General features: G+C 59.4%; 11 protein-coding genes and 1 tRNA gene. 6 read left to right on the top strand and 6 right to left on the bottom strand.

Going from position 1 to position 17,151, the window contains the following annotated elements; genetic code table 11:
• Positions 1–58: 58 nt before the first annotated feature.
• Both EC9_RS21660 and gcvP read right to left on the bottom strand, forming a co-directional pair.
• Complete coding sequence (locus EC9_RS21660) at positions 59–1,462, bottom strand: chromosome condensation protein (protein ID WP_246105819.1); 1,404 nt, start codon at positions 1,460–1,462, stop codon at positions 59–61.
• 298 nt (positions 1,463–1,760) lie between these two features.
• On the bottom strand, positions 1,761–4,709 hold the full coding sequence (gene gcvP, locus EC9_RS21655) for an aminomethyl-transferring glycine dehydrogenase (RefSeq protein WP_218934337.1): 2,949 nt from the start codon (positions 4,707–4,709) through the stop codon (positions 1,761–1,763).
• A 232-nt stretch (positions 4,710–4,941) separates the two neighbouring features.
• Between gcvP and EC9_RS21650 the strand changes: the two genes are divergently transcribed.
• Both EC9_RS21650 and EC9_RS21645 read left to right on the top strand, forming a co-directional pair.
• Complete coding sequence (locus EC9_RS21650; protein ID WP_145348156.1) at positions 4,942–7,329, top strand: DUF5682 family protein; 2,388 nt, start codon at positions 4,942–4,944, stop codon at positions 7,327–7,329.
• Positions 7,330–7,466: 137 nt separating this feature from the next.
• Positions 7,467–8,465: an NADPH:quinone reductase gene (locus tag EC9_RS21645; RefSeq protein WP_145348155.1), complete on the top strand. Its 999-nt coding sequence runs from the start codon at positions 7,467–7,469 to the stop codon at positions 8,463–8,465.
• A 716-nt stretch (positions 8,466–9,181) separates the two neighbouring features.
• Here EC9_RS21645 and EC9_RS21640 read toward each other — a convergent pair.
• Positions 9,182–9,793, bottom strand: a complete 612-nt coding sequence (locus EC9_RS21640) for a thioredoxin family protein (protein WP_145348154.1) — start codon at positions 9,791–9,793, stop codon at positions 9,182–9,184.
• A gap of 292 nt (positions 9,794–10,085) precedes the next feature.
• On the opposite strand from EC9_RS21640, the gene EC9_RS21635 reads away from it, so the two are divergent.
• From EC9_RS21635 to EC9_RS21620, 4 genes are all read left to right on the top strand, one after another.
• Positions 10,086–10,550 (top strand): DUF1569 domain-containing protein, encoded by a 465-nt coding sequence (locus EC9_RS21635; RefSeq protein WP_246105818.1) that lies wholly within the window; start codon positions 10,086–10,088, stop codon positions 10,548–10,550.
• A gap of 288 nt (positions 10,551–10,838) precedes the next feature.
• Positions 10,839–10,910: transfer RNA gene (locus tag EC9_RS21630), tRNA-Val, on the top strand.
• Between the two features lie 598 nt (positions 10,911–11,508).
• Positions 11,509–12,570 carry a hypothetical protein gene (locus EC9_RS21625; RefSeq protein WP_145348153.1) on the top strand — a complete coding sequence of 354 codons (1,062 nt, stop codon included), beginning with the start codon at positions 11,509–11,511 and terminating at the stop codon, positions 12,568–12,570.
• Between the two features lie 103 nt (positions 12,571–12,673).
• Positions 12,674–13,747: a hypothetical protein gene (locus EC9_RS21620; RefSeq protein WP_145348152.1), complete on the top strand. Its 1,074-nt coding sequence runs from the start codon at positions 12,674–12,676 to the stop codon at positions 13,745–13,747.
• A gap of 566 nt (positions 13,748–14,313) precedes the next feature.
• Here EC9_RS21620 and ppk2 read toward each other — a convergent pair.
• The 3 genes from ppk2 to purE form a co-directional block, all read right to left on the bottom strand.
• Positions 14,314–15,228 carry a polyphosphate kinase 2 gene (ppk2, locus tag EC9_RS21615; protein WP_145348151.1) on the bottom strand — a complete coding sequence of 305 codons (915 nt, stop codon included), beginning with the start codon at positions 15,226–15,228 and terminating at the stop codon, positions 14,314–14,316.
• Between the two features lie 101 nt (positions 15,229–15,329).
• Positions 15,330–16,472, bottom strand: a complete 1,143-nt coding sequence (locus EC9_RS21610; RefSeq protein ID WP_145348150.1) for a 5-(carboxyamino)imidazole ribonucleotide synthase — start codon at positions 16,470–16,472, stop codon at positions 15,330–15,332.
• Positions 16,469–16,990: a 5-(carboxyamino)imidazole ribonucleotide mutase gene (gene purE / locus EC9_RS21605; protein ID WP_145348149.1), complete on the bottom strand. Its 522-nt coding sequence runs from the start codon at positions 16,988–16,990 to the stop codon at positions 16,469–16,471. Before purE ends, EC9_RS21610 begins: the two co-directional genes overlap by 4 nt.
• Between the last annotated feature and the right edge of the window lie 161 nt (positions 16,991–17,151).

Below are 17,151 nucleotides of genomic sequence, written 5' to 3'. Positions count from 1 at the left end.
ACCGCTGCATTTTAGCAACTAAATCGCAATTGCCGACGCGTGGGATGTTTGGCGGCGGCTAAGCTTCCACCGGTGCGTCCAGCAGTCGTTGGATCGACGCTCGATATTCGTTCGCCAAGGCTTCGGTTTGCGCCGTCGAATAGTAGTGCGGATCGCAACGCATGCAGATCTTCAGCACGCGTCGGTAGGTGAAGATCGAGATCGTCAGCCGCGTTCCCGATCGCATCGGCGGCACCCCGACGATGTCGGTCATCGACAGGTTGCCCGCTTGCAGCAAACCTTTGACGCGCGGAAACGCGACGCTGAAGCGTTTGGTCGGGTCGCCGGTGTTCGATAGGATCGCCGTCGCCATGCACCGCCGCGATCCGAGCCAACGCTTCAGCCAGGTCGGATAACGCTGCAAGTGGGCGATCATGCTCATGAACGGTGTCCGTAGCCGGTTCCGCTTCAGCATCACCATCTCTTGGCGAATCGAATCGATCAACGCTTCGGATTCGGTGCACTCGGATTGTTTGCGTCGGATCAGAGCGTAGGTCACCAGATTCGCAGCCGTCGCCATCCGGCTCTCGATCTCGCGCAGATCCATCGGCATCATGATGCACAGATCGCGGCGGCCTCGATCCCCTTGCATTTGGTTCCACTGGCGCAGCGTCACCAACAACCGTTCGATCAACAATTCGTTAGTCGATTGGCCGCGTCGCTCGGCCACGTGACGGAGATTCTTGTAGACGTTTTTGTCGAACTCAAAACCACACAGTCCGGGGAACAGGGCTCGTGGATTTGCTTCGGGCTGCATCGACCGCGGTATGGCCAGGGCTTGCACGCCGGTTAAGCAATGCCAGCCGAGAGCTTTCGTTTCAGCGGTATCCAGTTTGCCATCGGGCAGACGATAGTTTTCGACATCAAAACTGTTCCGGTTCCGCTGACGCAGCGCTTTGACATCCAGTGGCGGCAGCGGTTCGTCGATCGGTTGGCCGACGTGCGACGCATAAAACCACAGCCAGTCGCCGAGGAACTGATACGCACCGATGCCATCGCACGTCGCATGATGGAACTGAGTCGTGATGGTGGCTTGGTTCTCGTCGCTGCGAATCCAGATCCGCAGTCCCACATCCTGCCGCACGTCGATCGCTTCTCCAGCGGGCAGATCGATCGGTTTGGCCAGGTCGCCCCAATCGATCGCGATCTCCGGCTGCGGCGCGTTGACCCAGCAGTCGCGATTTCCTTTGGCCGGTTGCACGATGGCTTGCAGCAGCGGATGGCGTTCCAGAGCGTCGGGCAATGCCGCTTCGATCGCCTCGCGGTCGATCGTTCCAGCGAATTCCATCTGAACCACGAAGGTCATCGGATATTCGGGCCGATCGTCCCAGATCATGTAGTCTTCGAACGGAGTCAGATTCAGCGGCAGGGTTCGCGGCGGACGGACTTTGACCGGCGGCGGCGATTGTTCAACGGTAGCCATAAAGATGAAAACTCCTTGCCGGCTGGTAACGCAAGTCCGACAGAGATCCTTGAGGTGAGCGTGGGTGCGCAAGTCAGTCGCCTAACCGAAGTTAGCGGCTTGCCGCAACCAACCGCGTCGTGCGGTCGCTGTGGCTTGTAATTCTTGCACACAAGAACCCCTACCGACCAATAAAATCGGCTGGGGTTCGTCAAGGATAATCAAGAAATTGTCATTCAGAATGACTTGTCCCCCTCACAATCCAACTTTTTGCTGCACAAATGTTCGGTGCAGCCGATGTGGAGGGGGGCGGCAACCGCTATTGGTACTCTTCCATCGGCGGGCAGGAGCAGATCAGATTGCGGTCGCCGTAGGCGTGATCGATCCGCCCGACGGTCGGCCAGAACTTCGCATCTCGCAGCCACGCCTTGGGCCATGCGGCCTGTTCGCGGCCGTACGGATGTGGCCACTGGTCGCCGCCGATCATCTGCATCGTGTGCGGTGCGTTCTTCAGCGGATTGTTCTCCGCATCGATCTCGCCGCGCTCGATGGCTGCGATCTCTTCACGGATCGCCAGCATCGCCTCGCAGAACCGATCCAGTTCCGCCTTCGGTTCGCTTTCGGTCGGTTCGATCATCAACGTTCCCGGAACGGGAAATGACATCGTCGGGCTATGGAATCCGTAGTCCATCAGACGCTTGGCGATATCGTCGATGCTGATGTGCACCGATTTGTCGAACTCGCGACAATCGACGATGAACTCGTGGGCGACGTTTCCGTTTTTGTCGGTGTAGAGGATGTCGAATTTATCGGACAGTCGACGAGCCATGTAGTTGGCGTTCAGCAGCGCGACCTGCGTCGCTCGCTTCAGTCCCTCTGCTCCCATCAACGCGATGTAGACGTAGCTGATCGTCAGGATGCTGGGGCTGCCGTAAGGAGCCGCAGAGACGGCACCGATCGCAAACTCACCCGCCGTGTCGGGGCGAGCGACACTGTGGCCGGGCAGGAACGGCACCAATTGCTCTGCCACGCCGATCGGTCCCATTCCGGGGCCGCCACCGCCGTGCGGGATGCAGAACGTCTTGTGTAGGTTCAGGTGGCAGACGTCGGCGCCACACGTTGCCGGGCTGGTCAGTCCGACTTGTGCGTTCATGTTCGCACCATCCATGTAGACCTGTCCACCGTGACGGTGGATCACGTCGCAAACTTCGCGGATCGTCGACTCGAAAACACCGTGCGTCGATGGGTAGGTGACCATCAGTGCCGACAGCGTCTCGGCATGATCGGCAGCTTTCGCTTTCAGGTCGTTCATGTCGATGTTGCCGTTGGCGTCGCAAGCGACCGGCACAACATGCATTCCCGCCATCACCGCCGACGCCGGGTTGGTGCCGTGCGCCGAGGTGGGGATCAGGCAGACGTTCCGCTTGTTCTCGCCAACGGCGTTGTGTTCGTGGTACGCCCGGATCACCAACAGCCCGGCGTATTCGCCTTGAGCACCGGCGTTCGGTTGCAGACTGACCGCCGAAAATCCTGTCACTTCGCACAACCAGCTTTCCAGTTCGCGGAACATCTGTGTGTAGCCGCGCCACTGCGTGTCGGGAGCAAACGGATGCAGGTGCCCAAATTCGGCCCAGGTCACCGGCAGCATCTCGCTTGTCGCGTTCAACTTCATCGTGCACGAACCGAGCGGGATCATGCTGTGTGCCAACGAGAGGTCGCGTTGCATCAGCTTAAAGATGTACCGCAGCATTTGCGTTTCGCTGTGGTGTTCGTTGAAGATCGGGTGCGTCATGTATTCGCTGGTCCGCGCCAGTGCACCATGCGACAGCATGCCGTCGGCTTCCGCTTCGGCCAACAGGTCGTCGATATCGAACCCGGTGTAGTGGCCAAAGTTGAAAGCGGCCAACAGGTCGGCGACCAACGCCGCGTCGGCGGTTTCGTCCAACGTCACGCCCAACGTGCCGTCGGAGTATTCGCGAAGATTGATCTGACGTTCCAGCGCCGCATCGACAACCTGACGCGTCGCGCTCGCACGCCCTTTGCCCAACCGGATCCGGATCGTATCGAAGAAGGGTGTGTCGCTGGTTCGCGAGTGCCCCAGTCGCTCGAGTCCCTTCAACAACGCACACGTGAAGGCATGCGTTCGGTCGGCGATCTGTTTTAAGCCGCGCGGCCCGTGATAGACTCCGTAAAACGAACTGATGATCGCCAGCAAGGCTTGCGCCGTGCAGATGTTGCTGGTCGCCTTGTCGCGGCGGATGTGTTGTTCTCGCGTTTGGATCGCCATCCGCAACGCGCGGTTGCCTTGGCGATCCTTCGAGACGCCGATGATCCGCCCGGGAAGCTTGCGGACATGGGCTTCGTGAGTCGAAATGAAGGCGGCGTGTGGTCCGCCCAAGCCCATCGGAACGCCAAATCGCTGGGCGCTGCCGACGCAGATATCCGCTCCCCATTCACCAGGCGGCGTCAGCACGGTCAAGGCCAACAGATCGGCGGACGCGACGACCAAGCAACCGTTTTCGGCCGCTCGCGCTGTCAACGCGGCATAGTCTTCGATCCGGCCGTCGGTGGTCGGATATTGAACCAACAACCCGCCGAGTCCTCCTTGGCCGTGGTTGAAGTCGATCTCGTCGATCGGGCCGACCTTCAGGTCGATCCCCAATCCGTCGGCGCGGGTCTGCAGCAGTTCCAGCGTCTGCGGATGGCAATCGTCCGACGCCCAGAAGCCGCGTTTCTTATCTCGGGCGATCGCTACGCACATGCACATCGCTTCGGCTGCCGCGGTCGCTTCGTCCAACAAGCTTGCTCCCGCCAAAGGCAAGCCGGTGAGGTCGGCGATCATCGTTTGAAAGTTCAGCAACGCTTCCAGCCGTCCCTGCGAGATCTCCGCTTGGTAGGGAGTGTACTGCGTGTACCAACCCGGATTTTCGAGCACGTTCCGTAGGATCACCGGCGGCGTAACGGTCCCCGTGTAACCCATACCGATGCACGAACGGTAGACCTTGTTCTTTTCGGCGATCACCCGCAACGCACCCAAGAACTCGTGCTCGCCGCGAGCCGACGGAATGTCCAGAGGTTGGGTCAACCGAATGTCCTCGGGAACCAACGCGTCGGAGAACTGATCCAGCGAATCGAAGCCTAGCAGTTCCAGCATCTGTTGGATGTGAGTGTCCGACGGGCCGATGTGGCGTCGCACAAATCCGTCGGCGAAGTCCAACAGGTTGCCGGTGGAATCATTTACGGGTGACTTAACAGTGGTTTGCATCATGTTTCCTGGCGGACGTGGGGCCGGTGCGTTGGGTGAATCGCGAACTCGATGGGCGAGGCATTTTAACATCGCACAATTTAATTGACTATGACGGCAGCCCGGCCACGCGCCGGCCGCAGGGGTCGCGACGACGTTCGGTCGCTGTGAATGTGCCAATGTTGGCCGCCCGTGGTATAACAATCGCGGCGGGCAGGACCGCGTTTTCATCCCCCTTTCGAAGGCACCAGACAAAATGTCTGCGATCGATACGGCTTCCCTTTGCCACGTTTTTGGCGTGCGGCATCTGTCGCCGATGGGGGCGTGGCAGCTGCGGCAATTCCTCGATCAAATGCAGCCGCAGGTCGTGCTGATCGAAGGCCCCTGCGACGCGGAGGGTCTGTTGGACGACGTCGTTCGCAAGGGAACGGTTCCGCCGATTGGGATCCTCGCCTTCTCCAACTCGGTCCCCGTGCGAACGTTTGTCTACCCGCTGGCCCGCTACAGCCCCGAGTATCAGGCGATCCTGTGGGCCAAGGAAAATAAAGCCGATTGCGAGTTCATCGACTTGCCCAGCGATATCTTCCTGGGATTGCAAGAGCGCGAACATCGACGGATCGCCGAAGCGATTATCGCTTCGAAAAAGGATGCTCAGCCCGCTGCCGCCTCGCCAGAGCCAGCGGCATCCGACGCGAGCGACGATCCGGCGGTCGGCGAACCGGCGATCGAGCCGATCGTTTCGCGAGGCTCGTTGTATCAACAGCTGGCAGCCCTTGCGGGCGAAGAGCATTACGAGAGTTATTGGGAGCGGAACTTCGAGCACAACACATGTCTCGATTCGTATCGCAAGACATCGATGGAGTTCGGTCGCAATCTGCGTGAGATCGAATCGGACACCGCGGCCGATGCGGCGGAGAATCTGGTTCGCGAAGCGTTCATGCGGCGGCAGATCCGAGCCGCGATCGATCGTGGCGTCGCGCCCGACAAGATCGTTGCGATCGTCGGTGCCTATCACGCACCGGTGCTGTCGGCAGAGTTTCCGCCGATGAGCGATCAGGAATTGGAACAGCTGCCGCGGCTGGAGAGCAATCTGACGCTGATGCCCTATTCGTACTTCCGACTGTCGAGCCAATCGGGCTACGGCGCCGGGAACGAAGCTCCCGCGTATTTTGAGTTGTTGTGGGACGCGTTGTCGGCGCGAGAACTTTCCCACCTGCCCGCTCGCTATCTGTCGATGGTCGTCCGGCATCAACGCGATGCTGGCACGCACCGCTCCACGGCTGAGGTGATCGAAGCGGTCCGGTTGGCCAATTCGCTATCGGCTCTGAAAGCGGGGATGGCACCGACGCTCAACGATCTCCGCGACGCAGCGGTCACGCTGATCGGACACGGCCAGCGGTCGACCGTCGCCGAATCGCTGGCTCAAGTCGACGTTGGGACGGCGATCGGCAGCCTGCCCGAAGGCGTCTCGCAGACATCGATCCAAGCCGACTTCAATCAGCAGTTGACCGCACTGAAGTTAGTCAAATACCGGACGGCGGTTCGACAGGTGTTGTCGATCGATCTGCGAGAGAACCGTCGCGCGAAGACCGCCGCGGCAGCTTTCTTGGACCTGCATCGATCCAGCTTCCTGCATCGGCTGCATCTGTTGGAGATCAATTTTGCGTCCCCCGTCGCCTCGCGACAGCAGGCGTCGACGTGGAGCGAGAAGTGGGAGTTGCAGTGGACTCCCGAATCGGAGATCACGCTTGTCGAATCGGTGCTGTTGGGCGAGACGATCGAACTGGCCGCCGGTTTCAAATTCAAGACGCTGTTGGACGAAGCAACAACGGTCGCGCAAGCCGCTTCGGCGGTGGCGATCGCGTGCCGCTGCGGCATGATGGAGGCGATGGACCAGGCTCGCGGGCGGTTGCAGGCGTTGGCGGCCGAATCGAGCGACTTCACCGCCGTCGCCGGTGCGGCTGCTGAATTGGCCAGCCTGGTAAAGTATGGCGACGTCCGCCAGTTCGACGCGGCGCCGCTGCGTCCATTGATCGAAACGTTGTTTGTGCAAGGAGCGTTGGCGCTGATGTCGGTCGCCAATTGTGATAACGACGCCGCTCGCGATCTGATAGCGTCGATCGACGCCCTCAACCGCGTCGCGCTCGAATTTCACGATCTGGTCGACGAACCGCTGTGGATCGTCGAACTGCATGGTTTGAGCGATAGCGACGATCGCAATCCGTTGCTCAGCGGGTACGCATGTGCAATGCTGTTGGAGCGCGATCAGATCGACAACGCGCGGCTGGCTCGCGAGGTCTCGCGGCGACTGTCCCCCGGCGCGCCGGCTGATCTCGGCGCCGGTTGGTTCGAAGGCCTCTCGCGTCGGAATCGATACGCGCTGCTGGCTCGGCAACCGCTGTGGCAGCAATTGGCCGATTATGTGGAGTCGTTGGACGACGAACAGTTCCGTCGGGCGTTGGTTTTCCTGCGGCGTGCGTTTGGTGAATTCAGCCCGCAAGAAAAACAATCGATCGCCGAAAACCTGGGCCAGCACTGGGGCGTCGATCAGGACCTGGCAAGCGAAGTGTTAAAACAACCGCTCTCGGAATCGGAGTCCGAAGCGCTCGACGAACTCAACGATTTTGACTTTGGCGAGTTTTAAATATCTCGAAAGATGTTCGGCTTCGCTGCGGCGAAACGAATCGATCCCATCGATTGTGGAATGGGCGAGTCTTCATCTTGCGTGCAGACAATCAAATCAAACTTCATTTAATAAACAGAAACCTTTAGGCGATACCGATGAAAGCAGCATTTATTAAGACGACGGGCGACGCAGACGTCATTCAATACGGCGACCTTCCCGATCCGCAGCCCGGCCAAGGCCAGGTTTTGGTTCGCACCGAAGCGGTGTCGGTCAACCCGATCGATACCTATGTCCGCAGCGGGATGATCGCGATGGACCTGCCCGATCCCTTCATCATCGGATGCGACATCGCAGGCACGATCGCGGCGGTTGGTGAAGGTGTCACCGGATTCCGGATCGGCGATCGCGTTTGGGGAAGCAGTCAAGGTTTGCTGGGCCGGCAGGGGACGTTTGCTGAGCTGTGCGCGATCGATCAGGATTGGCTGTACGAACTGCCTGACGGCGTCGCTGCGGAAGATGCCGCGGCCTGTGCGTTGGTTGGGATCACTGCCCACTTGGGTTTGTTTGGCCGGTCGCGACTGTTAGCCGATGAGACGATCTTTGTTCGCGGAGGGACCGGCGGCGTTGGATCGATGGTGGTGCAGATGGCCAAAGCGGCTGGTGCGAATGTGATCACGACCGGCGGCAGCGATGAGAAGGTCGAGCGTTGCCGCGAGCTAGGGGCCGACTTTGCCATCAATTATAAGACCGAAAATTTGCAGGAGCGTTTGGCCGAACTGGCTCCCGACGGCGTCGACGTCTTCTGGGAAACGATCCGCGAACCCGATTTCGACTTCGCCGTCGAAGCCCTTGCGCCGCGAGGCCGGATGGTTTTGATGGCCGGTCGCGACGCGCGTCCCGAGTTTCCCGTGGGCCCTTTTTACGTCAAAGAGTGCACGGTGCATGGATTTGTAATGTTCAAGGCGACAGCGGACGAGATGAAGCTGGCGGCCGAGGACATCAACCAATGGCTCGCCTCGGGGCAATTGAAGAGCCAGATCTCGCAGCGCCTGCCGCTGTCGCAAGCTGCCCAATCGCATCGCCTTCAAGAAGCGGGAACGCTCGCCGGCGACGGCTCGCTGGCCGGCAAGGTTGTGTTGACCGTGGGCGATTGATGCGCGTCCTCGGCTGAACGCTCGTCAGGTTGTCGTAGTGGACGAGGCCACGAGTCCCTCGGTGCTCAAGGAAATTCGTGGTGGATGGACTCGTAGCCTCGTCCACTACGGAAACAAGTCGTTTAACCGCGGTGGCAACGCCCCGCGCGTTTTTGCGTATGACGCGCCGGTCAAGGCGCGCGGCCCGTTGGGCACGCGGTTAAACGAGCGCGGTGGCAACGCCCCACGCGTTTTTACGTATGACGCGCCGGTCGCGACGCGCGGCCCGTTGGGCACGCGGTTAAACGAGTGCGGTGGCAACGCCCCGCGCGTTTTTGAGTATGACGCGCCGGTCGCGACGCGCGGCCCGTTGGGCACGCGGTTATACGAGTGCGGTGGCAGCGCCCCACGCGTTTTTGAGTATGACGTGCCGGTCGCGACGCGCGGCCCGTTGGGCACGCGGTTAAACGAGCGCGGTGGCAACGCCCCGCGCGTTTTTGCGTATGACGCGCCGGTCAAGGCGCGCGGCCCGTTGGGCACGCGGTTAAACGAGCGCGGTGGCAACGCCCCACGCGTTTTTACGTATGACGCGCCGGTCGCGACGCGCGGCCCGTTGGGCACGCGGTTAAACGAGTGCGGTGGCAACGCCCCACGCGTTTTTGCGTATGACGCGCCGGTCGCGACGCGCGGCCCGTTGGGCACGCGGTTAAACGAGTGCGGCATCAACGCCCCGCGCGTTAGCGTTTGCGGCGGACGCGTGGAAAGCGGATTCGGCAGCCGATCGGAACGGTCTCCGCGACGGCGGGTTTGCCTCCGGTCAACGCGGCGTCGATCGCTTGGCGAACGTAGGGATGTTCGATCTGTTTGCCATCGGGGCTGTCGTCCATCGCTCCCATGTAGACGATGCGTCGCTCTTTATCGAGCACATAAAACTCGGGCGTCGTGATCGCCCCATACGCCTTGGCTGTCTGCTGGGTCGGATCGGAGAGATACGGGAAATTGAACTTCGCCATCGCCGCACGTTCTTTCATCGCGGGCAGTTCGTCGTCGGGAACCTTGTTGGAATTGATCGCTACCACGGCGACGCCATGGTCTTCGTAGTCCTTCGTCAACGCGATCAAACGCTGTTCGACGTCGGTTGCGTAGGGGCAGGAATTGCAGGTGAAGGCGACGACAACCACCTCCGCTTGTTTCCAGTCGTCCAGCCCATGCGCGCTGCCATCGATTCCGGGCAGATCGTTCCACGTCGGTGCCGCGTCGCCGACGCTTAGCACTTGATTGAACTCACCCGCCGATGTGGAGCCAACGAGAGCGAGGAGACACATCGGGAACAATAAGAATCGGAGCATAGGATCAAAAGCTCGGTAGCGAAGGGAACCTCTGCTCGGCTAGGGCGATCGGTCGCAGAGGCGTATCGGAGGCCAAGGGGGAAGCATGGCATGTTACCAAGAACCCAATGCGCAATCCAGTTCGTCGACCAACGGTTCGTTTATCCACTGGATGCCCCGTGACGACGTGCGAATTTGCCGCATGCATTGGCGGTTGTGTGGAGGGTTTCGAGGCGCGATATTGGGCAAGCGGTTCGAGAGCGAGCTGTCGCCACCATTTCACCCCGATCGCTCCTAAGGTGTTTGCCGTTCTATGGCCCGACGAAAATTGAAATTTGAAAACCTGGCAGAGGTTGCGTCCGAATGCGAGCGGCTGTTGCAGGCGGGCTATCAACGAAACGGCAATTGGTCGCTGGCGCAGATCTGCAATCACATGCGGATGACGATCGATTCGAGCATCGACGGCTATCCCAAATGGATGGCGATTGGAAAACCGTTGAGGCCGCTGCTGCGCTGGCTGATGCTGCCCAAGCTGCTGCGCGGCGATTCGCCCGCGGGGATCAAGACCGCTTCGACTTTTGTGCCCGCGGAGGATTTGAGCGACGCCGAAGAGGTATCGCTGTTTACCGAAAGCGTACGGCGGTTCCAGTCGCATACCGGATACCTGCATCCCCATCCAGGATTCGGGAAATTCGATCACGCATCGCTGGAACAATTTCATACCAGCCATGCAGCACATCACCTGGGCTTCCTCGCAGCCAGCGAGTCCGATAACTGAAGGTTGGTTAGACACGTGGCTGCTGCCGACTAATAAAACGCCGGGACGATCATGTCCGATGGGATCGGGTTGCGTTCGTAGTCGGGCATGCCTTGCACCCGTAGTACTAATTCGTTGCCAGTCGAGTGAGTGTCCCGAAATGCTTAAACCTTGGCTCGAACGGCTATAGGCTCTCACACTCTAAGTATGTTAAGTGACCACGCAGGGTGCCACCCTATTGACTTGTGGCGTTGCACCACTTAGGCTTCTGGTGTGTTGGGCAGTACTGCTTGCTCATCGCGTGATTCGGGAGGTTATCTCAGCTGGGAGAGCGCCTGCATCACATGCAGGAGATCATCGGTTCAAGTCCGTTATCCTCCACTCGACATCCGCACCGTCCTGTAACCGCGAGGGCAGGGAGTTTTCCAAGCAATTTTAAGCCTTTTGTGGTGCTTGGATCACTTTTGCTCCGGTGCGGCTGTCGATTGACAATCGGTTACTACCGTTCCTGACGGTAGCCTGGTGGCTATTCGCCGTCTAGTTTTGTTTTTCTATTAAAGCAACACTCGTTGCGATCGTTTGAGGTGAATCAGATGGTTACAAAGGCGAAAAAAACAGTCGACGAATGTGTCTATACCCTCACCGAATTGGCGAAAGATTTCGGCGTGAACCGAACCACGGTTTGGCGGTGGTGCGATCGCGAGGGGATTGGTCGTCAAATCTTTCCGTCGAACGTAACGGTTCTGACGAAAGAAGAGGCCGAAAGGGTTCGTGCTCTGATCTATAGCGGCCCCGGCAATCCATCGCGTGAGCGCGGAAATGTCGGGAAAGTCAAAGCACGCTCGGGGCGTCGCATCATCGCCGATGCGAAGCCAACCGGGGGACGTCCCAGGAAAGCAAAATAGAGATACATCACGGAAGAACTAGACCGCTACTATGCAATTGCAACGTAAGTGCAATTTGCAAAACGAGAGGAACGATGCGGTATACGGCAGCGGAAGTTGGAAAGATGATGGGGCGGCTCGCTGAGACAATCAATCAGTGGGCGAAGGATCACGAAATCGGTACGTGGGCGGACGGGGAACAGCATATCACCCTGATCCGAGGAGACGACGTTCCGAAGGTGGCCAAGCGGCTTGGCGTTTCGATGCCAGCCGAGATACCACCGATCGAAGGCCGAAGTTTCATCGAATACGAAATCCCTGATGGCTACGTGACGGTTTCGCAGATCCGCAAAGCACTTGGTAGTCGAATGCCGATTCGGCAAGCAATTCGCGATCTCGACTTGGCAAGCCGACACAAGGCCAAAACGAAAAAGCTCTTCATGTCCAAGGGCAACGTGAAGGCACTGGCGAAGGCTTGTCGACTTCCCGACCCGTTCGTCGAGCCGCATGAGCCCGGAACGAATTCGCCGCCACCGGCCGGGATGATGACGGCTTTGGATATCGCCGCGACGGCTGGCATTACCAACCGCCGCGTGGTCGCCATGCTCCGCCGCCACAATCGCGGTATCGTCGACCCAACCAAAAAGAATCGCCACGTCACGACGCAAAAAGATTTTGAAGTAATCGCCGAACTCGAAAAGATGCCCAACCCATTCAATGGCGACGCAATCAAGTCGCTGGATTCTTCTGGGAAGCCGTGGACGCGGTACGAAGATGGCAGCCGCCGAATATTCGTCGCATTGGTCCACGACGGTCGAGGCAATCAAGGCGACGAGGTGCCGCAAGGATGGTGGTGTTGGGAAATCACTCCTACGGATGAATTCATTATCCATGCCCGTGAATACCGGTCGCGACAGTTGTGCCTATCTGACGCACTTCGCCGGATGAAGATGGATATCAAAGATCTGAAACTCGCGAGCGATCCGCTTGACAGTATTCGGCTTAAGGCATGGAACTTCCGCATCAGCCACGACGGCGTCGCGGAACAGCTCGGGATCAGCGCACGCGTTGCACGCCGATTCCTCTATGGTTGGCCGGTACGACGACCCGCGGAAGAATCGATTGTTGAGTCGATGAGGGCGTCTAGGGGCGTTTAGGACAGACATCTTCCGGGCATTTAGGACAGGCATCTTTCATTGCCTCCGAAACCCGGCCTCTTACAATTGCTTCAATAGGGGCAACTTGTGGAGGGTTTTTCCGATGACGATGGCTCGGAAGTATCTCGTTGATCCAGCGGTGACGCGTTGGTATCACTGTATTTCACGTTGTGTCCGCCAAGCATTTCTCTTGCACGACAAAGACAAAGCTGACCGCCGCGACTGGCGGCAGTGGATCGAAGACCGACTGCAGTTGCTCGATGCTAACTTCGCCATTTCTGTGGGCGGATTTTCCGTGATGGATAGCCACCTGCATGTGCTCTGCAGGCTCGATCCCGAGGACGCTGATCGATGGAGTCCCCACGAAGTCATGCGGCGATGGGTTGCCGTCTATCCTCCGAAAACGCTCAAGTCGAACGACGAAAAAGTTGTTCGGCAATGGATTGAAACGCATGCGAAGGACGAGCGACGTGTCGCCCTGTTGCGTGATCGGCTCAGGAACCTCGGCTGGTTCATGAAATCGCTCAAGGAGCCTCTGGCCAGGCTTGCCAACAAGGAGGATGGCTGCCACGGGACGTTCTGGGAATCCCGCTATAAGAGCATCGCGATTCTCGACGACGACGCCTTGCTGGCGACGAGCACCTACATCGACCTCAACCCGCTGGCTGCCGGAATTGCCTCGACTCCGGACGAAGGTTTGCACACGTCGATACGCCAACGTGTCGAACATGTTTGTCAGAGAGGCGAAAAAGAAATCGAGCGGTTGAAGGCGGCCCGCCGGGGGAGTGTCGCCGCGAGCGTTGCTGCTGGCGCGATGGAACAAGATCATTGGCTGGTCCCAATCGAAGATCGCAGAGGCGCGCAGCGTGATGAAGGCGGTGAAACGGACTGCCGCGAAGGGATGTTGCAATCGTTCCCGTTGGGCAGCTATTTACTGCTTCTTGATTGCACCGGCCGCATGTTTCGCGATGGCAAAGCGAATATGGAAGCGGGGGTGAAAGAAGTTTTTGAGCGACTGTCGCCAACGCCGCAGACCTGGCAAACTCGCACGGACAAGCTGCTCCACGCAAAGAGCCTTCGCGGCAGTTTCTTCGCCACTAGCGACGAAGCCGTCGCCGCGGTCGCCACCGCTCCAAATCATCACTTCCGCAACCTCTCGCCGCAACCGCCCGACTAGTGCCCTCCATCGCGCCGTACCCGCCGTAACTTTTCACGTCAATGCGCTACCGTTGCGTCATTCCCCTAGTAAATCTGTCCTCCAACCGGCATAGACACCTCGTCATACGCACCGAGGTGGTCTCGCAATCACTATCTCACCCCATCCCGCACTCTCCGGCGGGCAAGCCTTACACCCGTCAGAACTATCCCGCACCGACGGTAACGTGCGTGTCCTTTTGGCTTTTCTAGGACAGGCATCTTTCGACGGTACTATGCGTGTCCTTTTGGCGAGTTTTGGCGCTTTTGGCGACATGCCTCGCACTGGTCGCGACCGTCTCGGGAACTTGTCGTCTCGCTGGTCTGCTTCCTCGCCTTTCTCACCTGCTCCGGCAGGTTCGTCGGGCAATTGCGCCGCCGCCCGGCGAAGCCGATTGCGTGCAGCGACGATCGGGTCGGCAAGAACTTGGGTGAGCGGAGACGCTGTCGGTCTTTGATGCTGGCGTCGAGCTTCAGACCGATCCCGCGGTCCCGCACGAAGGAACATCGGGGCGGCGGAAGCTCTCGTCGTCTTCACCGTCGCAGCGATTAATAGAACGCCGGGACGATCATGTCCGATGGGATCGGGTTGCGTTCGTAGTCGGGTTCGCGCTGTCGGCTCGGCAGTTCAACTGTCGACTGTTCGACTTCGGCATAGTCGATCTGATCCAGGAAGTGGCGGATGCAGTTCAACCGGGCTCGCTTCTTGTCGTCCGCTTCGATGATCCACCAAGGGGATTCTGGGCGATGCGTCGCTTGCAGCATCCTCTCTTTCGCCACTGTGTATTGCTCCCATCGCCGTCGTGATTCAAGGTCCATCGGGCTCAATTTCCACTGCTTCAACGGATCGTGGATCCGGCAATTGAAACGGAACTCTTGTTGTTCGTCGGTGATCGAGAACCAGTATTTGATCAGATGGATTCCCGAATCGACAAGCATCTTTTCGAAGACGGGGGCCGTTTGCAGGAAGTCTTCGTATTCTTTATCGGTGCAGAAGCCCATCACTCGTTCGACGCCGGCGCGGTTGTACCAGCTGCGGTCGAACAGCAGGATCTCGCCGCCGGCGGGAAGGTGAGAGATGAAGCGTTGGAAGTACCACTGCGTCTTCTCGCGTTCGCTGGGAGCCGGCAGGGCGGCGACCTTGCAGACCCGTGGGTTCAGTCGTTGCGTGATCCGTTTGATCGCGCCCCCTTTCCCCGCTGCGTCGCGTCCTTCGAAGATCACGACGATCTTGGCGTTTGTTTTGACGACCCAATCCTGCAGTTTGACCAGCTCGCGTTGCAGCCGCAGCAGTTCGCGGAAGTAGGTCGTGCGGGCCAGCCGCTTCGCATCGTACTCACCCTCGCCACGCGCACTCAGCTGCTCAAATCGCGAATCTTCCAGCTCCAATTCAATCTCTTCATCGATCGAATCGAGGAACTCTTCTTGCAGTCGATTCAGCTGTTCGGTGTATTGGTCACTCAATGGTCGTCTCCTTCACAACGTCTTGGGATGGTCAGATGCCATCCTAAAACGTGGGGGGAAAAGATTTGTGAAGTTATGGGCAGCTGTCGGTGAAGATTGCGTTAGCGTTTCAGCTGGTCGCGTGCCGCAAGCACATTCGCGAGGGCGGCTTCGATCGAATCGGCCGTCGCGGTCAGGTGGCCCATCTTGCGACCTGGAGCAGCGGTTTGCTTGCCGTACAGATGCAGCTGGACCGCTTCGACCGCCAAGGCGTTCTCGAACGCGGGAGCTCCGCCGTCCCAGACGTCTCCCAGTAGGTTTGCCATCGCGGCGGGACGCGTTTGCGGTTCGGTTCCCAATGGCAATCCGCAGATCGCTCGCAGCAGTTGTTGGTACTGACAGCAGGGGAACGCTTCGATCGTGAGGTGGCCGGAGTTGTGAGGCCGCGGCGCGAGTTCGTTGATCAGCAAGCGGTCATCCGATTGGACGAACAGTTCGATGCACAACAGGCCGACGAGATCCAACGACTTGGCGGTCGTCAGGGCGATCTGTCGCGCGGCGTCGCGGAGCGTGTCGCTGCCGGCGGCGGGGCAGATCGAATAATCGAGGATGTGGTTGGCGTGGTGGTTTTCGATCAGCGGGTACGTCCCGACGCTGCCGTTGCGGCTGCGGTAGACGAGGATCGAGACTTCGCGCTGAAAGTCGATCATCTTTTCGGCGACCAGGCGGTCCGACCCGAGTTCGGCTAGCGCCGGTTCGATCGATTCGGGATCGCGAAGGATCCGCTGTCCCTTGCCGTCGTAACCGCTGCGGGCGGTTTTTAGAACGATCGGGTAGCCCAGTTCATCAGCCGCGCGGCGGACATCGTCGGCATTAAAGACGGGGCGGAAGGGAGTGACCGGCAGTCCGGCGTCGGCCAGCGTTTGCTTCTCGATGATCCGGTCTTGAGCCACGTGCAGGACGCGGGCATCGGGATGGACCGGCGTGATCGCTCCGGCCCAGCCGACGGTTTCGACGGGGATGTTTTCGAATTCCAGCGTGATCACATCGCACTGGCGAGCAAAGTCTTCGACAGCCGATTGGTCGTCGTATTGGGCGACGATCTCGCGGTCGGCAACTTGTCCGGCGGGCGAATCGGCGTCGGGCGAATAGATCACCACGCGATAGCCCATCTGTTTAGCGACCATCGTAAACATGCGGCCCAATTGTCCGCTGCCAAAGACGCCGATGGTCGATCCCGGTGGGACGATCGCTGTTGGGTTCATCGTTGGAGATCCTCGAGATCTGCGTTTTCGATCTCCGCGTCCTCAAGGACGTCTGCGGTTTGTTGCGCGACGAAATCGGCGAGCCGTTGTTGCAGTGCGGGATCGGTCAGCGACAAGATCCGGGCCGCCATCAAGGCTGCGTTTTTCGCTCCCGAAGTCCCGATCGAAAGCGTCCCGACGGGAACGCCGCCGGGCATCTGAACGATCGAAAGCAGCGAATCGAGTCCCTGCAACGCGCGGCTCTGAACCGGCACGCCCAGCACGGGCAGCAGCGTTTCGGAAGCGACCATGCCGGGCAGATGCGCCGCCCCGCCGGCACCGGCGATGATCACTTGGATCCCGCGATCGGCTGCCGTTTGGGCGTATTCGAACATCCGTTGCGGAGTCCGGTGGGCCGAAACGACTTTGCATTCGTGTGGGATCAGCAGCGCGGACAACATCGCGTCGGCGTGCCGCATCGTTTCCCAATCGGACTTGCTGCCCATGATCACGCCGACGGTTGGCGAAGGATCTGCCATCGTAGCTCTCTTCAAGTTTTTAAGTTTTGGGCGTAGCGGAGGTGAAAGTCGCGTCGACTTCCGCTACGGGATGCTTGGCGGCTGAACCTAAGCAGATCGCATTGTATTTTTTTCGTTTAACCGCGAGCCCATCGGGCTGCGCGGCCCTCAAAACGCGGGGC

The organism is Rosistilla ulvae (assembly GCF_007741475.1).
GTDB lineage: Bacteria > Planctomycetota > Planctomycetia > Pirellulales > Pirellulaceae > Rosistilla > Rosistilla ulvae.
Note: the sequence above shows the minus strand (reverse complement) of the source record. Positions and strands in the feature narration are given on the sequence as shown.